The organism is Candidatus Poriferisodalis sp. (assembly GCF_965208925.1).
GTDB lineage: Bacteria > Actinomycetota > Acidimicrobiia > Acidimicrobiales > Poriferisodalaceae > Poriferisodalis.
On sequence record NZ_OZ242364.1, the window covers coordinates 1,049,917 to 1,064,010 of the forward strand.

The window sequence follows — 14,094 nt, forward strand, 5'->3', positions numbered from 1 at the left end:
CGGCATCGCCTCACGGCTCAGCCTCTTGCGACGGCGACTGCCCGTCAACGGCGGCATTTTGCGACTTCTGCGGGCGGCCGACCACGCCGGCCGTGCGCTCAGTCTCGATTGTCAGGCGCCGTGGGGTCGGGGGGCGATTCGCGCTGCTCCGCCAGGAACTTCTGGAATTCCAGCGCTATGTCATCGCCGCTGGGCAGGTTTTCCTCGGCGGTGCGGTCCGCTTCGGTTTCGAGCTGCCGGATATAGGCCACGATCTCGGGATCTCGCGCCACCGCCTCATCGACCCGCTGCTCCCACGTCTGCACGCTGCTGTCGAGCTCGCGGTACCCGGTCCGCACGCCGGTGACGGTCTCGAAGTGGGCCAGCAGCGCCCGCGTGCCCTTGGGATTCGGCGGGCCCGCAACGTAGTGGGGCACCCCCACACGCAGCGACACCACGGGGAACGCCGCCCGGTCCAGCACGTCGTGCAGCGTCCCGATGATGCCGGTGGGGCCCTGGTAGGTGGGGCTGTCGAGGCCGAGACGAGCGGCCAGTTCCCCGTTGGCGGCGCTTCCCTTCACCGAGGCGGCCCGGGAGTGGGCCACGCCCGCAACCATGGCCCCGAGCGTCACCACCATCTGGCAGCCGAGTCCGCGGGCGATCTCCGCCACTCCCTCGCAGAACGTGCGCCAGCGCATCCGCGGCTCGATGCCCGACAGCAGCACGAGGTCGTGCGGCGGTGCAGCCGGCACGACATGGCACTCGATCTCCGGCCAGCGAATGCGGCGTTCCCCTTCGGACGTGATCTCGATGTGCGGGCGGCTCTCCTGGAAGTCGAAGAATTCCTCGGGGTCGATGTGGCAGACCCGCCGTGCTTCGCTTCGCTCGCGGATCCACGTCAGCGCGCCAGTGGCGCATTCGCCGGCGTCGAACCAGCCCTCGAACGCCACCAGCAGGAGCGGGTTGTGCAGGTTCGGCGCACCGTCCCACACGACGATCGGTTGCTCTGAAGGATCTTCGGCCCCGGTCACGGCCTCACTATGGCCGATGCGTGCGCCGATCGCGTCCGGATTAGTGGCTCAGCGGGCCCAGGTGAGCAGCGAGGCACGCTCCAGCGAGTCCAGCCAGACCGATTCGAGTGCCTTGTGCGATGCGAGGTAGAGCCGGTCACCGACCACGGCGCTGGCGGTTACCTGCGCCTGCCAGTCGGTGTCGAACCAGCAGTAGCGCTCCCACGGGCCGGGTTGCTCGGTGCCGTCGGGCCGCACGACGATCTCGCGCGACTCGCGGCACTTGCGCAGCGGAGGGTCGGCATGGCTGATGCGTGCGCGCTCGGTGAGCTCGGTGCCCGCGGTGTCGAGCGCCACGGCGCCGAGGAACGGCGGCTCGCTGCCGCTGTCGTCGAACGGGTATTGGTTCAGCGGCAGCACCGCGAGGTCGCTCGGCTGCCAGTGCAGGAAGGCGAGCGCATTGAACTCCACCTGGCTGTGGCCGCCCGGGGCAGTCCACTGGGCGATGCGCTGCGGCCGGTCCAGGTCAGCGATGTCGAACAGCGACACCTGGGTACCCACGGTGAAGCCCTCGTCGGTGGCCTCCTGGCCCACGCCGAGCAGCAGGTCGTCGCCGAGCGGATGGAGGTACGCCGAGTAGCCGGTGATCTTCAATTCGCCGCGTACTGCAGGCGCGGTCGGCTCGGACAGATCCAGCAGGTACAGCGGATCGACCTGGCGGAACGTCACCACAGCGGCGATGTCGCCCAGGTAGCGCACCGCAAAGATGCGCTCGCCGATGCCGAGCCCGCCGACCTGGCCGACTTCAGACAGACCCTCGGCGCCGACGGCGAACATCGTCACGAAGCTCTCGGACTCGGGTCCGCCTTCGGTGCGCCACGGCTGCCAGACCGGGGCAGTCGTGGTGGCAATTCGCAAGTGACCCTCGTGCTCGGACATCGAGTACTGGTTCAGCACGGTGCCGATCACCGATGCGGACCCGACGTAGGTGCTTGTCGCCCGGCCGGTGGTGTCGAACATGTGGACCTCGGTCTCGACGGGTGCGCCGTCACCGGGACCTGCCGGTTCGAGGCGCCAGTCATGCCAGCGCGTCGTGGTCACGTAGAGATGCTCTGGCGAGGCGTACACCGTGCTGCCGTCCGACATGATCGAGCTGGTGTCCATGGGCCCGTCGAGCCCTTCGGATGAGATGTCGATGGTGGTGACGCTGAGCGTGCCGGGGCCGGCGTAGTGCGGAGGCACCCAGACACGGTCGCAGTCGACGAGGCGCCCACCTGCGGTGGCGGTGCCGGATGCATCGCTGAGCGAGAAGCGAGGCAGCCAGTCGTCGACGGTCGTGCTTGCGACGAGATCCCGATTCGCCCCGGTCGACCGCTCCTGCGCGGCAAGGTCGGCGGTTTCGGGCACAGCCCAGGGAATCGCTCGCGGGCGTGAGCGAGTGACCAGCCGCACCACGCCGTCGGTCAGGCGGGCGCCGACGTAATCGCCTTCGATGTCCAGCCGCCTGGTGACGTGCGGAGTTGCGCCGCTCAGATCGATCTCGACGATCCCGGTCGTCGGCCCCCACGACGACATCGGCTCGATCTCCGAAGCGGTGTCGCCCGGTTCGGAGAACGGAACGATGACGTCCCACTGCGAGGCGAACACGAGCACGCGGTCGCCGTGCAGCAGCAGATTCGAGATCCAGTGGTCGCCGATCTCGACCGTGGCGACCAGCACCGGCGCCGGGCCGGTCACGTCGACTACGTGCACCCGGTTCTCACTTGCCACCACCATGCGCCGACCGTCGGTCTTGAGCACATGGGGCTCGTCGATGCCTGCCTCCTGCACGTTGGAGGTGCTGTAGTCGACGCCCGGCTGCAGCGACCCGGTGCCCGACGCCGCGTCATCGTTAGCTATCTCGGCTTCCAGCACCTCGCCAGCGATGCCGAAGCCGTCACCGAGGCCCCACGGGCCGACGGCTTGCGCCGCGTGCTCCTGGACGTAGCTGAGCACGGCATCGCACTCGTCGAACTGGCGCAGCGCCGCCGCCACCGCGGTGTCGCCCTCATCGGTGCCGGGCTCATCGCCGCTTGGTGTCTCTTCAGAGGGGTCGTCGACGGCTGGCTCATCGGGGGCAGAAGCCGGGTCGTCGTCGGTCCCGGCTTCGGCCGCGTCAGGCACGTCGGGGTCAGCGGGCTCGGCATCGTCCGTGCTGGTAGTCGCCGCGGGTTCGGTGGTGTCCGGTGCCGGTTCGTCGACGGCGCCGTCATCGGGGTCGCTGGCGCAGGCGGCAGCCAACAGAGTCGCGGCAGCCAGCACTGCGAGCGACCACCCGGTCCTGGTGCGCTTGGGTGAATTCGTCATCAACTCACACGACGCCGCGCGCCCTTTGGGGGTTCCACGCCCGACGTTACGTTGCGATGACAAGCCGCCCCGCTACTGGAGATCGAGCTCAGATCGAAAATCAATCTGGTGCAATGAAAGTGTTGTCGTATGGTCGGCACGGGACGGGACCGCCCGCGCTACCGGCGTAGCTCTGACCACCGGGCGGATCCCGTCCTCACGACACGTCGTGTGTGCCGTTCACAGCGTAGCTCTGGAGAGCAAGAACGGTCGACAGAATTAGGGCTCAGCTGTCGTCGGGCAGGTCGTCGTAGAGGCCGTTGCGGCCGAGGCGCACCAGCAGCTCCTCGGTGCTCCACGGCAGCATCGTGGCCCCGCAGCGGGCATCGCGGTAGTGCTGCTCGAGACGGCCGGGCCGCAGCAGCGACCGGCCGCCGCACGTGCGCAGCGCCAACGATGCCATTTCGGGAGCGCTCTCCATGGTGGTGACCGTCGCCACGTGCGCCCGCCGCAGCTCATCGGGGCTGGGGTCGGCACGAAGCTCGCTCAAGACCCGGTACGTCAGCGATTGCGCCCGGTCGTAGATGAGCTGCAGCTGCGCCCAGCCGGTCTGCTTGATCGGATGATCACGTGACGCCTTCACTCCCGACTCGCCCCGCAAGTAGGTGCGGGTGGCATCCAGGATGGCCCGCATCAGCCCCAGATAGCTGAACGACAAGGTCATGTAGAACTGCGGGAAGCGCTCCACCATCGCGTTGAACATGCCCGCTGGCAGCACCTCGTTGCGGGCAGGCACGAACACGTCGTCCATCACCAGCGTGCGGGAGTCGGTGCCGCGCATGCCGATCGGGTCCCAGTCGCCGACGATCTCGGCACCGTCTCCGTCGGCCGGCACGCCGAGCAGGCGGATGTGGGGGTCGCCCTCCACCACCGCCAGCACGTTGTGAACGTGAGCAGCGCCGCTCAGCGAGGCGAAGATTTTGCGCCCGGTCACGCGATAGCCGCCCTCGGTGGGCACCGCCATGGTGCTGAAGCCCGATCGGGCGCCGGGCGCCTGGCCCTCGGAGAACGGTTGGGAGTGGATGACGCGGCCACGAACCATGCCCTCCCACAGGTGCGGGCGGGTGTTCTCCAGGTGCGCGGCCATGGTCCCGTCCGGATCCAGCTCGCGGCCGCGCTCGCCGGCCAGCAGCGCCTCTGCGATCGGCCCGGAGAGCAGCGCCGTGGCCGTGTGCATGTTGAACGTCAGCGCAGTGGTCGCGCAGTGCCGGCCCATCTCCTCGGCCACCAGCGCGTAGCCCACGAAATCGGCACCCAGCCCGCCGACCTCTTTGGGCACGCACAGGCCCAGGAACCCGGCATCGGCGAGGTCGGCCCAGTTCTCGTGCGGGAAGCTGGCTTCCCGGTCGTACTTGGGCGCGCGCTCCGCGAACGCCGGGCCCAGCTCGGCCATCCTGGCCACGAGCTCGGCTCGCTCGGGCGTCAGCACCTGTTCATTCATCGCTCACCCTGTCTGGTTCGGCAGTCCATGCAACGGCTCATCGGGCACTCATCCCGCGGCGGCCCCCAGCGGCGGTCCGTAACCGCCGCCTCCGGGCGTGTGGATCTCCATCACATCGCCTTCGTCGACTTCGACCCGGGCACAGCCGGCCAGCTCGGTGACGGTGCCGTCGACCCGTTCGAGCAGATTGCGCCCGCGCGCACCGTTCTCGCCTCCGGCGACGCCGAACGGTGCGATCCGTCGACAGCTCGACAGCAGGTTCGCCGTCATCGGCTCGCCGAAACGCAGGCGCCGCACGACGCCGTCGCCCCCGTCGTTCGCGCCACGACCGCCCGAGCCCCGGCGCACCTCGAAGCGCTCCAGCAGCACGGGGTGGCGCTGTTCGAGGATCTCGGGGTCGGTGAGGCGGGTGTTGGTCATGTGGGTGTGCACCGCATCGGCCCCCGGGCGGCGTGCCGTGGCACCGGCGCCCCCGCAGATCGTCTCGTAGTACTGGTGAGCGTCGTTGCCCCAGATGAAGTTGTTCATCGTGCCCTGCGAGGCGGCTACCACGCCCAACGCGCCGAACAGCGCATCGGTGATCTGCTGGGACGTCTCGACATTGCCGGCGATGACCGCGGCGGGCGGGTGCGGCGACAGCATCGAGGGATCGGGCACCACCAGCTCGAGGGGCCGCAGGCAGCCGGCGTTGAGCGGGATGGCGTCGTCCACCATGCAGCGGAACACGTACAGCACCGCTGAGCGGCACACCGCCACCGGGGCATTGAAGTTGCCCGGATGCTGACCGCTGGTGCCGGTGAAGTCGACCACCGCGCTGCGCTGGTCGGGATCCACCGAGATGCGGACGCAGATCACGCTGCCGTCGTCGAGCTCCATCCGGTAGCTGCCGTCATCGAGCGCATCGATGACCCGCCGCACCATCTCCTCGGCGTTGTCGGCAACGTGGCCCATGTAGGCGTGAACGACGTCGAGCCCGTAGTACTCCACGATGCGGGCCAATTCGACGGCCCCTCGCTCGCACGCTGCCACCTGGGCACGCAGGTCGGCGACGTTCTGGTCGGGGTTGCGGGCTGGCCACGGGCCGCTGGCGAGCACCTGGCGCACCTTGTCCTCGAGGAAGCGTCCCTCGGTCACGATCTGGAGGTTGTCGAGGACCAGCCCTTCCTCGTCGATGGTGGTGGAGTCGGCCGGCGCCGAGCCGGGCACGCAGCCGCCGATGTCGGCGTGATGACCGCGCGAGGCCACATAGAAGATGCGTTCGCGCCCCGCTGCGTCGAACACGGGCCGCACCACGGTCACGTCGGGCAGGTGCGTGCCGCCGTTGTAGGGGTTGTTGAGCACGAAGACGTCGCCGGGCAACATGTCGGGGTTCTGCTCGATGACTGTTCGGATGGATTCGCTCATCGAGCCGAGATGCACCGGCAGGTGCGGTGCGTTGGCCACGAGCTCGCCGGAGAGGTCGAATAGCGCACAGCTGAAGTCGCGCCGCTCCTTGATGTTCACCGACACCGCGGTGTGCTCGAGCACTACGCCCATCTGCTCTGCGATGTTCATGAACAGGTTGTTGAAGATCTCGAGCTGCACCGGATCGACGCTGGTGCCGATCGCGACGCGTGAGGGTCGGGCCACAATCCGATCCAGCACGAGGTCGCCGCGGTCGGTGACGGTGCCCTGCCAGCCGGGCTCGATCACGGTGGTGGCGTTCGGTTCGACGATGACCGCCGGGCCTGCCACCATCGTGCCGGGTGCCATGGCGGTGCGGTCCCAGAACGGCGTGTCGTAGCGCTCGCAAGTCGGCCGCGTCTCGCCGTCGGCCGACGCTGCGCCATCTGATGCGGCGCCTGCGGTCGAACCCATGTAGGTCGGGTGCGTGGCAAGCAATGGCTCGCGGTCGCCCGCCGGCGGTGCGGCCGGCGGCGGATCGACGGCCTGGCCGCGGGCCTCGATATGCAGCGCATCGACCACCAGCGCCGTAGCAGAGTTCGCGGCCCCAGGCGGACTGAAGCCGAACCTCGTCCGGTGCGCATTCGCAAAGTCGCGTGCAACCTCATTCGCTGTGCCCAATGGCACTTCAAGTGTCGTGTCCGAGCCTCGGTAGCGAACGGCGAGACGGCCGGTCACCTCGATCCGGTCGGGCGACACGCCCGCTGCAGCCACGGCGTCGATGGCCCCAGGAGCGGCCGCGGCCAGTCGCCGGTGCAGCTCGTGAATGAGTTCTTCATCCAGGGCGGATTCGACCGGCTCGGCACGCAAGTCGGTGACATCGGCCAACCCGATACCGAGCGCCGAGAGCACTCCGGCGTGCGGGTGGATGAGGACGGTGGTGATGCCGAGCCGGTCGGCGACCCGGCAGGCGTGCTGGCCGCCGGCACCGCCGAAGCAGACGAGCGTGTACGCGGTGATGTCGTGGCCCCGCTCAGTGCTGATCTTGCGAATGGCGTTGGCCATGTTCTCGGCTGCGATCTCGCCGTAACCGAACGCCACCTCAGCGGCACTGCGTCGCACGCCGCTCGCGTCGCCGATCCGGTCGGCCAGCTCGGCGATGCCGCGGGCGGCAGCTTCAGCGTCGAGCGGCTGACTGCCGTCAGCGCCGAAGACAGCCGGGAAGTACTCGGGCCGGATGACGCCCAGCACCGCGTTGGCATCGGTGAGCGCGAGCGGACCGTCGTTGCCGTAGCAGACCGGTCCGGGATCGGCGCCGGCCGATTCGGGGCCGACGCGCAGGCGGCTGCCGTCGAAGGTGAGCAGCGATCCGCCGCCTGCGGCGACCGTGTGCATGTCGATGATCGGGGTGCGAACGCGGATGCCCGCCACCTCGGTCTCGTTCGCCCGCTCGAACTCGCCGGCGAAGTGTGAGACGTCAGTCGACGTGCCTCCCATGTCGAAGCCGATGAGCCGCTCGAAGCCGGCTGCCTGGGCGGTGCGGGCCATGCCGACGACGCCACCCGCAGGACCCGACAGCAGTGCATCGCGGCCGGTGAAGCGCCGGGCATCGGCCAAGCCGCCGTTCGACTGCATGAACTGCAGCTGCGGCCCGTCCGCCGAAGCTGCGGTGCCGATTCTCGATGCAACGGCATCGACGTAGCTGCGCAGGATCGGCGACAGGTAAGCGTCGGCCACGGTGGTGTCGCCGCGGGGGACGATCTTGACCAGCGGGTCCACCTTGTGGCTGACCGAGATTTGGGAGAAGCCGATCTCGCGGGCGGCAGCGGCGAGTGCGGCTTCGTGCGACGGGTGCCGGTAGCCGTGCACCAGCACGATGGCGACTGCCTGCATGCCCCGCTCGCGGGCCGCAGCCATTCCGGCGGCTGCAGAATCCAGGTCCAGCGGGCACAGCACCGTGCCGTCGGCGGCGATGCGCTCGTCGACCTCGAGCACCTCCGAATACAGCATCTCGGGCAACACGATGTCGAGCTTGAACAGGTGAGGGCGGGTCTGGTACCCGATGCGCAGAACGTCGCCGAAGCCGGCCGTGGTGACGAACAGGGTCGGCACCCCTCTGCGCTGCAGCAGGGCGTTGGTGGCCACCGTGGTGCCCATCTTCACCGACCTGATGCGCTCCGGCGGCAGAGGCTCGCCACGGGCGACGTCGAGCAGGTCGGCAATGGCTGTCGTGGCAGCGTCGTCATAGCGGCGCGGATCCTCGCTCAGCAGCTTGTGTGTCACCAGGCTGCCGTCGGGCCGGCGCGCCACGACATCGGTGAAGGTGCCCCCGCGATCTACCCAGAAGTCCCAGCCAGCGGCTGCTTGGCTCATCTCACGACCTTAGGTGTCGTTCTGGCGGCGGTTTCCAGCACGGACGGTGTCCCGCTCAGTCAGGCACCACCGCTGTGGCGATGATCTCGACCAGGGCATCGGGTTCGACCAGTCCGGTTGTTCCCAGCAGTGCCATCGCAGGGAAGTGCCGGTCGAGATGCTTGCGGTGGGCAGCGCCCACGCCGCGAAGGTCGTCACGGTAGGCCTCCACATCAGTGGCATAGACAACGAGCGACACGATGTCGTGCGGCTCGCCGCCCGCGTGAGCCAGCGCTTCGACGACGTTGCCGAGCGCCACGTCGTACTGCTCGGCGAAGGTGTCGCCGACGACGGCCCCGGTCGGGTCTGCAGCGATCTGCCCGGCGAGGTAGACGGTCCGCCCGTCGGCCGGCACGACGGCGTGAGCGAAGCCGGGGGACGGCGACATGGAGTCAGGGCTGATCAGCCGGTGCGGCGTGGTCACGTCATCGTCCCTCTGTGCTTGTGAGCCTGCATTTCATCGTCCAGTCCAGTTCGGTGCCTCCGAAGCCCCGAACGCACGGTGGAATTCTGCGTGATCGTCGGTGCGCATGAGCAGCGCCTGGGTCATGGCCTCCAGCTCGATGGCGGCGGGCAGGCTCATGTCCGCCTCCCGGCTGATCAGCAGCTTCGTGGCCTGGTAGGCCAGCCGGGGCCCGTCGGCGAGCCGCCGCGCCAGCGCCGTGGACTCCTCCAGCAGCGCCTCGGGGGCAACGACCCGGTTCGCCAGGCCGATCCGGACCGCGTCGTCGGCGGTCACGGCATCGCCGAGCATCAGGATCTCGGTGGCACGCCCCTGCCCGACAAGGCGGGGCAGCAAGTACGCAGAGCCCATGTCACCGCCCGACAGGCCGACGTTGGTGAACAGGAACCGGAACTTGGCATGGGGCACGCAGATGCGGAAGTCCGACGCCAGCGCGATCACCGCTCCCGCTCCGGCGACCGTGCCGTTGATGGCGGCGATGATCGGGATCGGGCACTCGCGCATGTTCTGGATCACCGCACCCGTCATGTGGGTGAACTCGAGCAACTGCTTCGGATCGAACTTCACGAGTTCGCCGATGATCTCGTCGACATCCCCGCCCGAGCAGAAGCCCCGGCCCTCGCCGGTGATGACGATGGCGTCGATGTCGCCGCGCAGCGGTGCCTCCCGGAACAGGTCCCGCAGGTCGGCATAGATGTCGAACGTGAGCGCGTTGAGCTTGGCGGGCCGCTGGAAGGTGATGGTGGCCACCCGGTCGTCGAAGCTGAAATCGAAATGCTCCCAGTCGTCGGTGAAGCGTGCGGATGCGCGGAATGTCATGACGGGCCTCCGTCGAGCACGATCTCCTGCCCGCTGAGATCGCCAGCCAGCAGCTCCATCACCGCGTCGACGACTTCAGCGATCTCGATGATCCGGCCGTGCGGTGTGGCCTTGGCCAGCGCCGCCTCGGCATCAGCGAGGTTCTTGCCGGTCCGTTCGGCGATGTTGGCGATCGTGGCCACGGTCATCTCGGTGCGCACAAAGGTGGGGCACACGGAGTTGGCCGTGACAGCAGTACCAGCCACCTCCGCAGCCACGACGCGCATCAGTCCCATGACCGCGTGCTTGGAGGCTGCGTAGGCGGCGATGTAGGGGGCGCCCTCGACGCCGGCAATGGACGCAACGGTCACGATCTTGCCGGCGTCGCGTTCCAGCATCTGGTCGATCACCGCTCGTGTGCACAGGAACGCCCCGGTCGCATTGACCGCCATGTTGCGGTTCCACTCCTCGAGCGTCGTGCGGCCAAGCCGATTCGATCCCGACACCCCTGCGTTGTTCACGAGGACGTCCACTGCGCCGATGTCAGAAAACACTGCGGCGACCTGCTGCTCGTCAGTCACGTCGCAGATGCGAGCGTCGATGCCGTCCGGCAGTGCTGGGGGTTCAGTGGTCGCCAGCGCGATGACATGGTGACCTGCAGCGGCAAGTTCAGCGCTGATGGCCCCGCCGATCCCACGGGTCCCCCCGGTGACTACCACGGTGCTCATGCCGCCGCCTCGAGGGCACACCCGCCGGCTAGATCGGCGGGCGAGTGCTGACGGACAGCGGCGGGGCTCGCCATTTGCAAGACCGTACTACCATTTTTGACATCGCAAATTTCCCGCGATGTCACGAATGAAACCGACGACGATGAGCCCTGAACGGATGCCTCGATGAAGATCGCCTGCATCGGGGGAGGCCCGGCGAGCCTGTTCTTCAGCATCCTGATGGCCAAGCAGGACGCGGACCACGACATCACCGTGTACGAGCGCAACCGCCGCGGCGACACGTTCGGGTTCGGTGTGGTGTTCTCCGACGAAACGCTCGCCAACATCGCTGGGACCGACCCCGGATCGATTGCCGCGATCGAGTCGGAATTCCGCTACTGGGGAGCGATGGACGTCCGCTACCAGGGGCGGACGATCACTTCCGACGGTCACGGCTTCGCTGCGCTCTCCCGGGTGCGACTGCTCGAGATCCTGACGAGCCGGGCCCTCGAGCTCGGCGTCCGTGTCGAGTTCGAGACCGAGGCTGATGTCGACGGCCTGGCAGGAGAGGTCGACCTGGTCGTCGCCGGTGACGGCGTCAACAGCGGCACCCGAACCCGCTACGCCGACGACCTGCGCCCGGTGATCCGCAGCGGCTCGGCGAAGTACATCTGGACCGGCACCGACGCCCCCTTCGACCGGTTCACGTTCATCTTCGAAGACGTAGTCCTCGACGACGTCGAACACAGCGACGACCTCGTCCTGGAAAACATCAAGCACAGCGAGGAAGCGGCGCATCGCACGGTGCAGGCGCACATCTACCCCTACGACGAGACTCGTTCGACGTTCATCGTGGAAATGGCCGAGGCGACCTGGCAACGGCTGCAGCTCGGAGGTCATGACGCCGACCTCAGCCCAGGCGAATCCGACCAGCACGCCTTGGACTGGTGCAGCCGGCTCTTCAGCCGTCACCTGGGGGGCCGGCCCCTCATCGGCAACAACTCGAGATGGATCAGCTTCCCCCGGATCTCGTGCGGTTCCTGGGTCGTGAACAACATCGTCCTGCTGGGCGACGCCGCCCACACCGCTCACTACTCGGTGGGCAGCGGCACCAAGATGGCGCTGGAGGATGCCATCGCGCTCGCCGATGCGGTGGCCGAGACTGGCGACGTCTCCAAAGCGCTCAAGAACTACGAGTCCGACCGGCGGCCCCAGATCGAGAGCCTGCAGCGAGCCGCGGCCACCAGCGAGGACTGGTTCAGCCACGTCGATCACCACCGCCACCGGCCCTTCGAGCAGTTCGCGTTCTCGCTGTTCACCAGGTCACAGCGGGTGACCTACGACAACCTGCGCGAGCGCGACGCCCGCTACCACGAAGAGACCCTGAAGTGGTTCGCAGAACAGCAGCCGCCTGCGCACCGGCCGCCGACCCCCGACACGCCGCCGATCTTCTACCCGTTCGCTCTGCGGGACGTGACCTTTCACAACCGCATCGGCGTGTCGCCGATGGCGCAGTACAGCGCCGTCGACGGGGTGCCGAACGACTGGCACAAGGTGCACCTCGGCAGCCGCGCCGTCGGCGGTGCCGCGCTCGTGATGACCGAGATGACCTGCACCTCGCCCGACGCGCGCATCACTCCCGGCTGCACCGGCATCTGGAACGCCCAGCAGGCCGAGGCGTGGGCCGGCATCACCCGCTTCGTGCACGACTTCACCGGCGCCAAGATCGGGATGCAGCTCGGGCACGCCGGCCGCAAGGGCTCCACGAAGGTGCCGTGGGAAGGCGAGGACGTCCCGCTGGACGAAGGCAACTGGCCGCTGATCTCGGCGTCGCCGCTGCGGTACCGGGCCGGCTGTCAAGTTCCGCACGAGATGACGTACACGCAGATGGACACGGTGCTCGACGATTTCGTGGCGGCCACCCGGCGATCTGCCGAGGCTGGGTTCGACCTCGTCGAGCTGCATGCGGCGCACGGCTACCTGCTGTCGTCGTTCCTGTCGCCGGTGACCAACCAGCGAAGCGACGACCACGGCGGCTCGCTGGAGAACAGGGCTCGCTTCCTGCTGCGCGTCACCGAAGCGGCGCGGGAGACCTGGCCGCATGCCAAGCCGCTGTCGGTGCGGATCTCAGCCACCGATTGGATCGAGGGCGGGTTCAGCCGCTCGGAGGCCATCGAGCTGAGCGACATGCTCAAGGGCGCGGGCGTGGACATCATCGACGTCTCCAGCGGCCAGGTGGACCCCGCCGGCCAACCCGCCTACGGGCGGCTGTACCAGACGCCGTTCGCCGAGGCGATCCGCAACACAGTGGGCATCCCGACCATGGCAGTGGGTGCGATCTCCAGCATCGATGACGTCAACACCGTCCTCATGGCGGGCCGAGCCGACATCTGCCTGATCGCGCGTGCGCACCTGGTCGATCCCTACTGGACGCTCAACGCGGCCATCGATCTCGGTCACAGCGAGCACTCCTGGCCGATCCAATACTGGCAGGGGCGTACGAGCCGCCGGCGCGAGCAGGTTCCCGACGCTCTCATCGATCGAGACCTGCGGTAGGAGCGCCCGTCGGGCGTGGTGATTCGCTAGCGGCGGGCGGCTGTTTCAAGCGTCGCCAGGTAGAGGCGATGCGCGCCGGGCCGCAGCTGGCGATGCAGCTTGGTGAACATCTCACGGGCTTCCTCCGCGAGCCAACCGGCCGGCGTGACCGACGGCGGAAGACCGGGGTCGGCGTAGGGCAGCGGCCGCCAGGCACTGATGTTGTTCATGTGCGCCACGAACGCGTCGCGGTCGGCGCCGGGCTCGGCCATCCACGCTTCGAATATCGGCTGCTGAGTCGCCAAGTACTCGCCGTACAGCTTGTTGATCATGTCGAGGTCCCACGCCGTCGTCGCGATATGTGGACTGCCACCTTCAGCGCAGTATTCGCCCTCGAAGAACGACACGTAGCTGTCGAGCCCGCTGCGGCGCAGCATGGTGCGAGCTTCGCCTGCCAGGGAGGCCGGCGCGATCCACGACGCAGCGGGGCCCGGAGCGAAACCGAGGCGAGCCAGCCTGGACCGGATCAGGTACCGCTTGCGACGCTCGGACTCGGGAATCGAGAACAGCACCAACAGCCACGAATCGTCATGGCGCCTGACGCCGCTGGCGAAGATGCGCTGATCGCCAGCTTCGAGAATCTCCCGACCGTCGGCGCTCAGCGCATAGCCGGCCGTGCCGTCCACCCGTTCGGACACCAGCAGACCCGAGCGCTTCATGCGAGAGGCAGCAGAACACACGGCCTGCGCCTCGATGCTGAACTCGCTCAAGACGGCAATCAGCCCGCCGACCGCAATCCAGCCGCCGTAGTCCCGGGCGAACAACCCGTAGGTATCGAGGATCCGGTCTCTCGGCGACAACGTCATCAGTCGAGGTCCCTTCCCAGCCCTGCCCGCCGACCAGCCGCTACTCGCCGACCAGTGCAGCCAAGGCGCGGCGCTGTCCGCCCTATGGCCCACCTTCTTATGAAGAAACACACAG

Annotated in this window: 9 protein-coding genes; 1 reads left to right on the top strand and 8 read right to left on the bottom strand. The window is 68.2% G+C overall.

Going from position 1 to position 14,094, the window contains the following annotated elements; all coding sequences use genetic code 11:
- Positions 1-98: 98 nt before the first annotated feature.
- The 7 genes from ACOGI5_RS04510 to ACOGI5_RS04540 all read right to left on the bottom strand — a co-directional run bounded on the left by ACOGI5_RS04510 (position 99) and on the right by ACOGI5_RS04540 (position 10,599).
- Positions 99-1,010 carry a PAC2 family protein gene (locus ACOGI5_RS04510; protein ID WP_419863273.1) on the bottom strand — a complete coding sequence of 304 codons (912 nt, stop codon included), beginning with the start codon at positions 1,008-1,010 and terminating at the stop codon, positions 99-101.
- Positions 1,011-1,058: 48 nt separating this feature from the next.
- On the bottom strand, positions 1,059-3,335 hold the full coding sequence (locus ACOGI5_RS04515; RefSeq protein ID WP_419863274.1) for a beta-propeller domain-containing protein: 2,277 nt from the start codon (positions 3,333-3,335) through the stop codon (positions 1,059-1,061).
- Between the two features lie 265 nt (positions 3,336-3,600).
- On the bottom strand, positions 3,601-4,815 hold the full coding sequence (locus ACOGI5_RS04520; protein WP_419863275.1) for an acyl-CoA dehydrogenase family protein: 1,215 nt from the start codon (positions 4,813-4,815) through the stop codon (positions 3,601-3,603).
- A 48-nt stretch (positions 4,816-4,863) separates the two neighbouring features.
- Entirely contained in the window at positions 4,864-8,571 is a 3,708-nt protein-coding gene (locus tag ACOGI5_RS04525; RefSeq protein WP_419863276.1) for a hydantoinase B/oxoprolinase family protein, read from the bottom strand.
- A gap of 55 nt (positions 8,572-8,626) precedes the next feature.
- Positions 8,627-9,034, bottom strand: coding sequence for a RidA family protein (locus ACOGI5_RS04530; RefSeq protein ID WP_419863277.1), 408 nt, complete (start codon positions 9,032-9,034; stop codon positions 8,627-8,629).
- A 33-nt stretch (positions 9,035-9,067) separates the two neighbouring features.
- On the bottom strand, positions 9,068-9,892 hold the full coding sequence (locus tag ACOGI5_RS04535) for an enoyl-CoA hydratase family protein (protein ID WP_419863278.1): 825 nt from the start codon (positions 9,890-9,892) through the stop codon (positions 9,068-9,070).
- The gene (locus tag ACOGI5_RS04540; RefSeq protein WP_419863279.1) at positions 9,889-10,599 is read right to left on the bottom strand and encodes an SDR family NAD(P)-dependent oxidoreductase; all 711 of its coding nucleotides are present in this window, start codon (positions 10,597-10,599) and stop codon (positions 9,889-9,891) included. The genes ACOGI5_RS04535 and ACOGI5_RS04540 overlap by 4 nt, the downstream gene beginning before the upstream one ends.
- Positions 10,600-10,764: 165 nt before the next feature.
- On the opposite strand from ACOGI5_RS04540, the gene ACOGI5_RS04545 reads away from it, so the two are divergent.
- Positions 10,765-13,134 (top strand): FAD-dependent monooxygenase, encoded by a 2,370-nt coding sequence (locus ACOGI5_RS04545; protein WP_419863280.1) that lies wholly within the window; start codon positions 10,765-10,767, stop codon positions 13,132-13,134.
- A gap of 26 nt (positions 13,135-13,160) precedes the next feature.
- On the opposite strand, the gene ACOGI5_RS04550 is transcribed toward ACOGI5_RS04545, so the two are convergent.
- The gene (locus ACOGI5_RS04550; protein WP_419863281.1) at positions 13,161-13,979 is read right to left on the bottom strand and encodes a PaaX family transcriptional regulator C-terminal domain-containing protein; all 819 of its coding nucleotides are present in this window, start codon (positions 13,977-13,979) and stop codon (positions 13,161-13,163) included.
- Positions 13,980-14,094 lie beyond the last annotated feature (115 nt).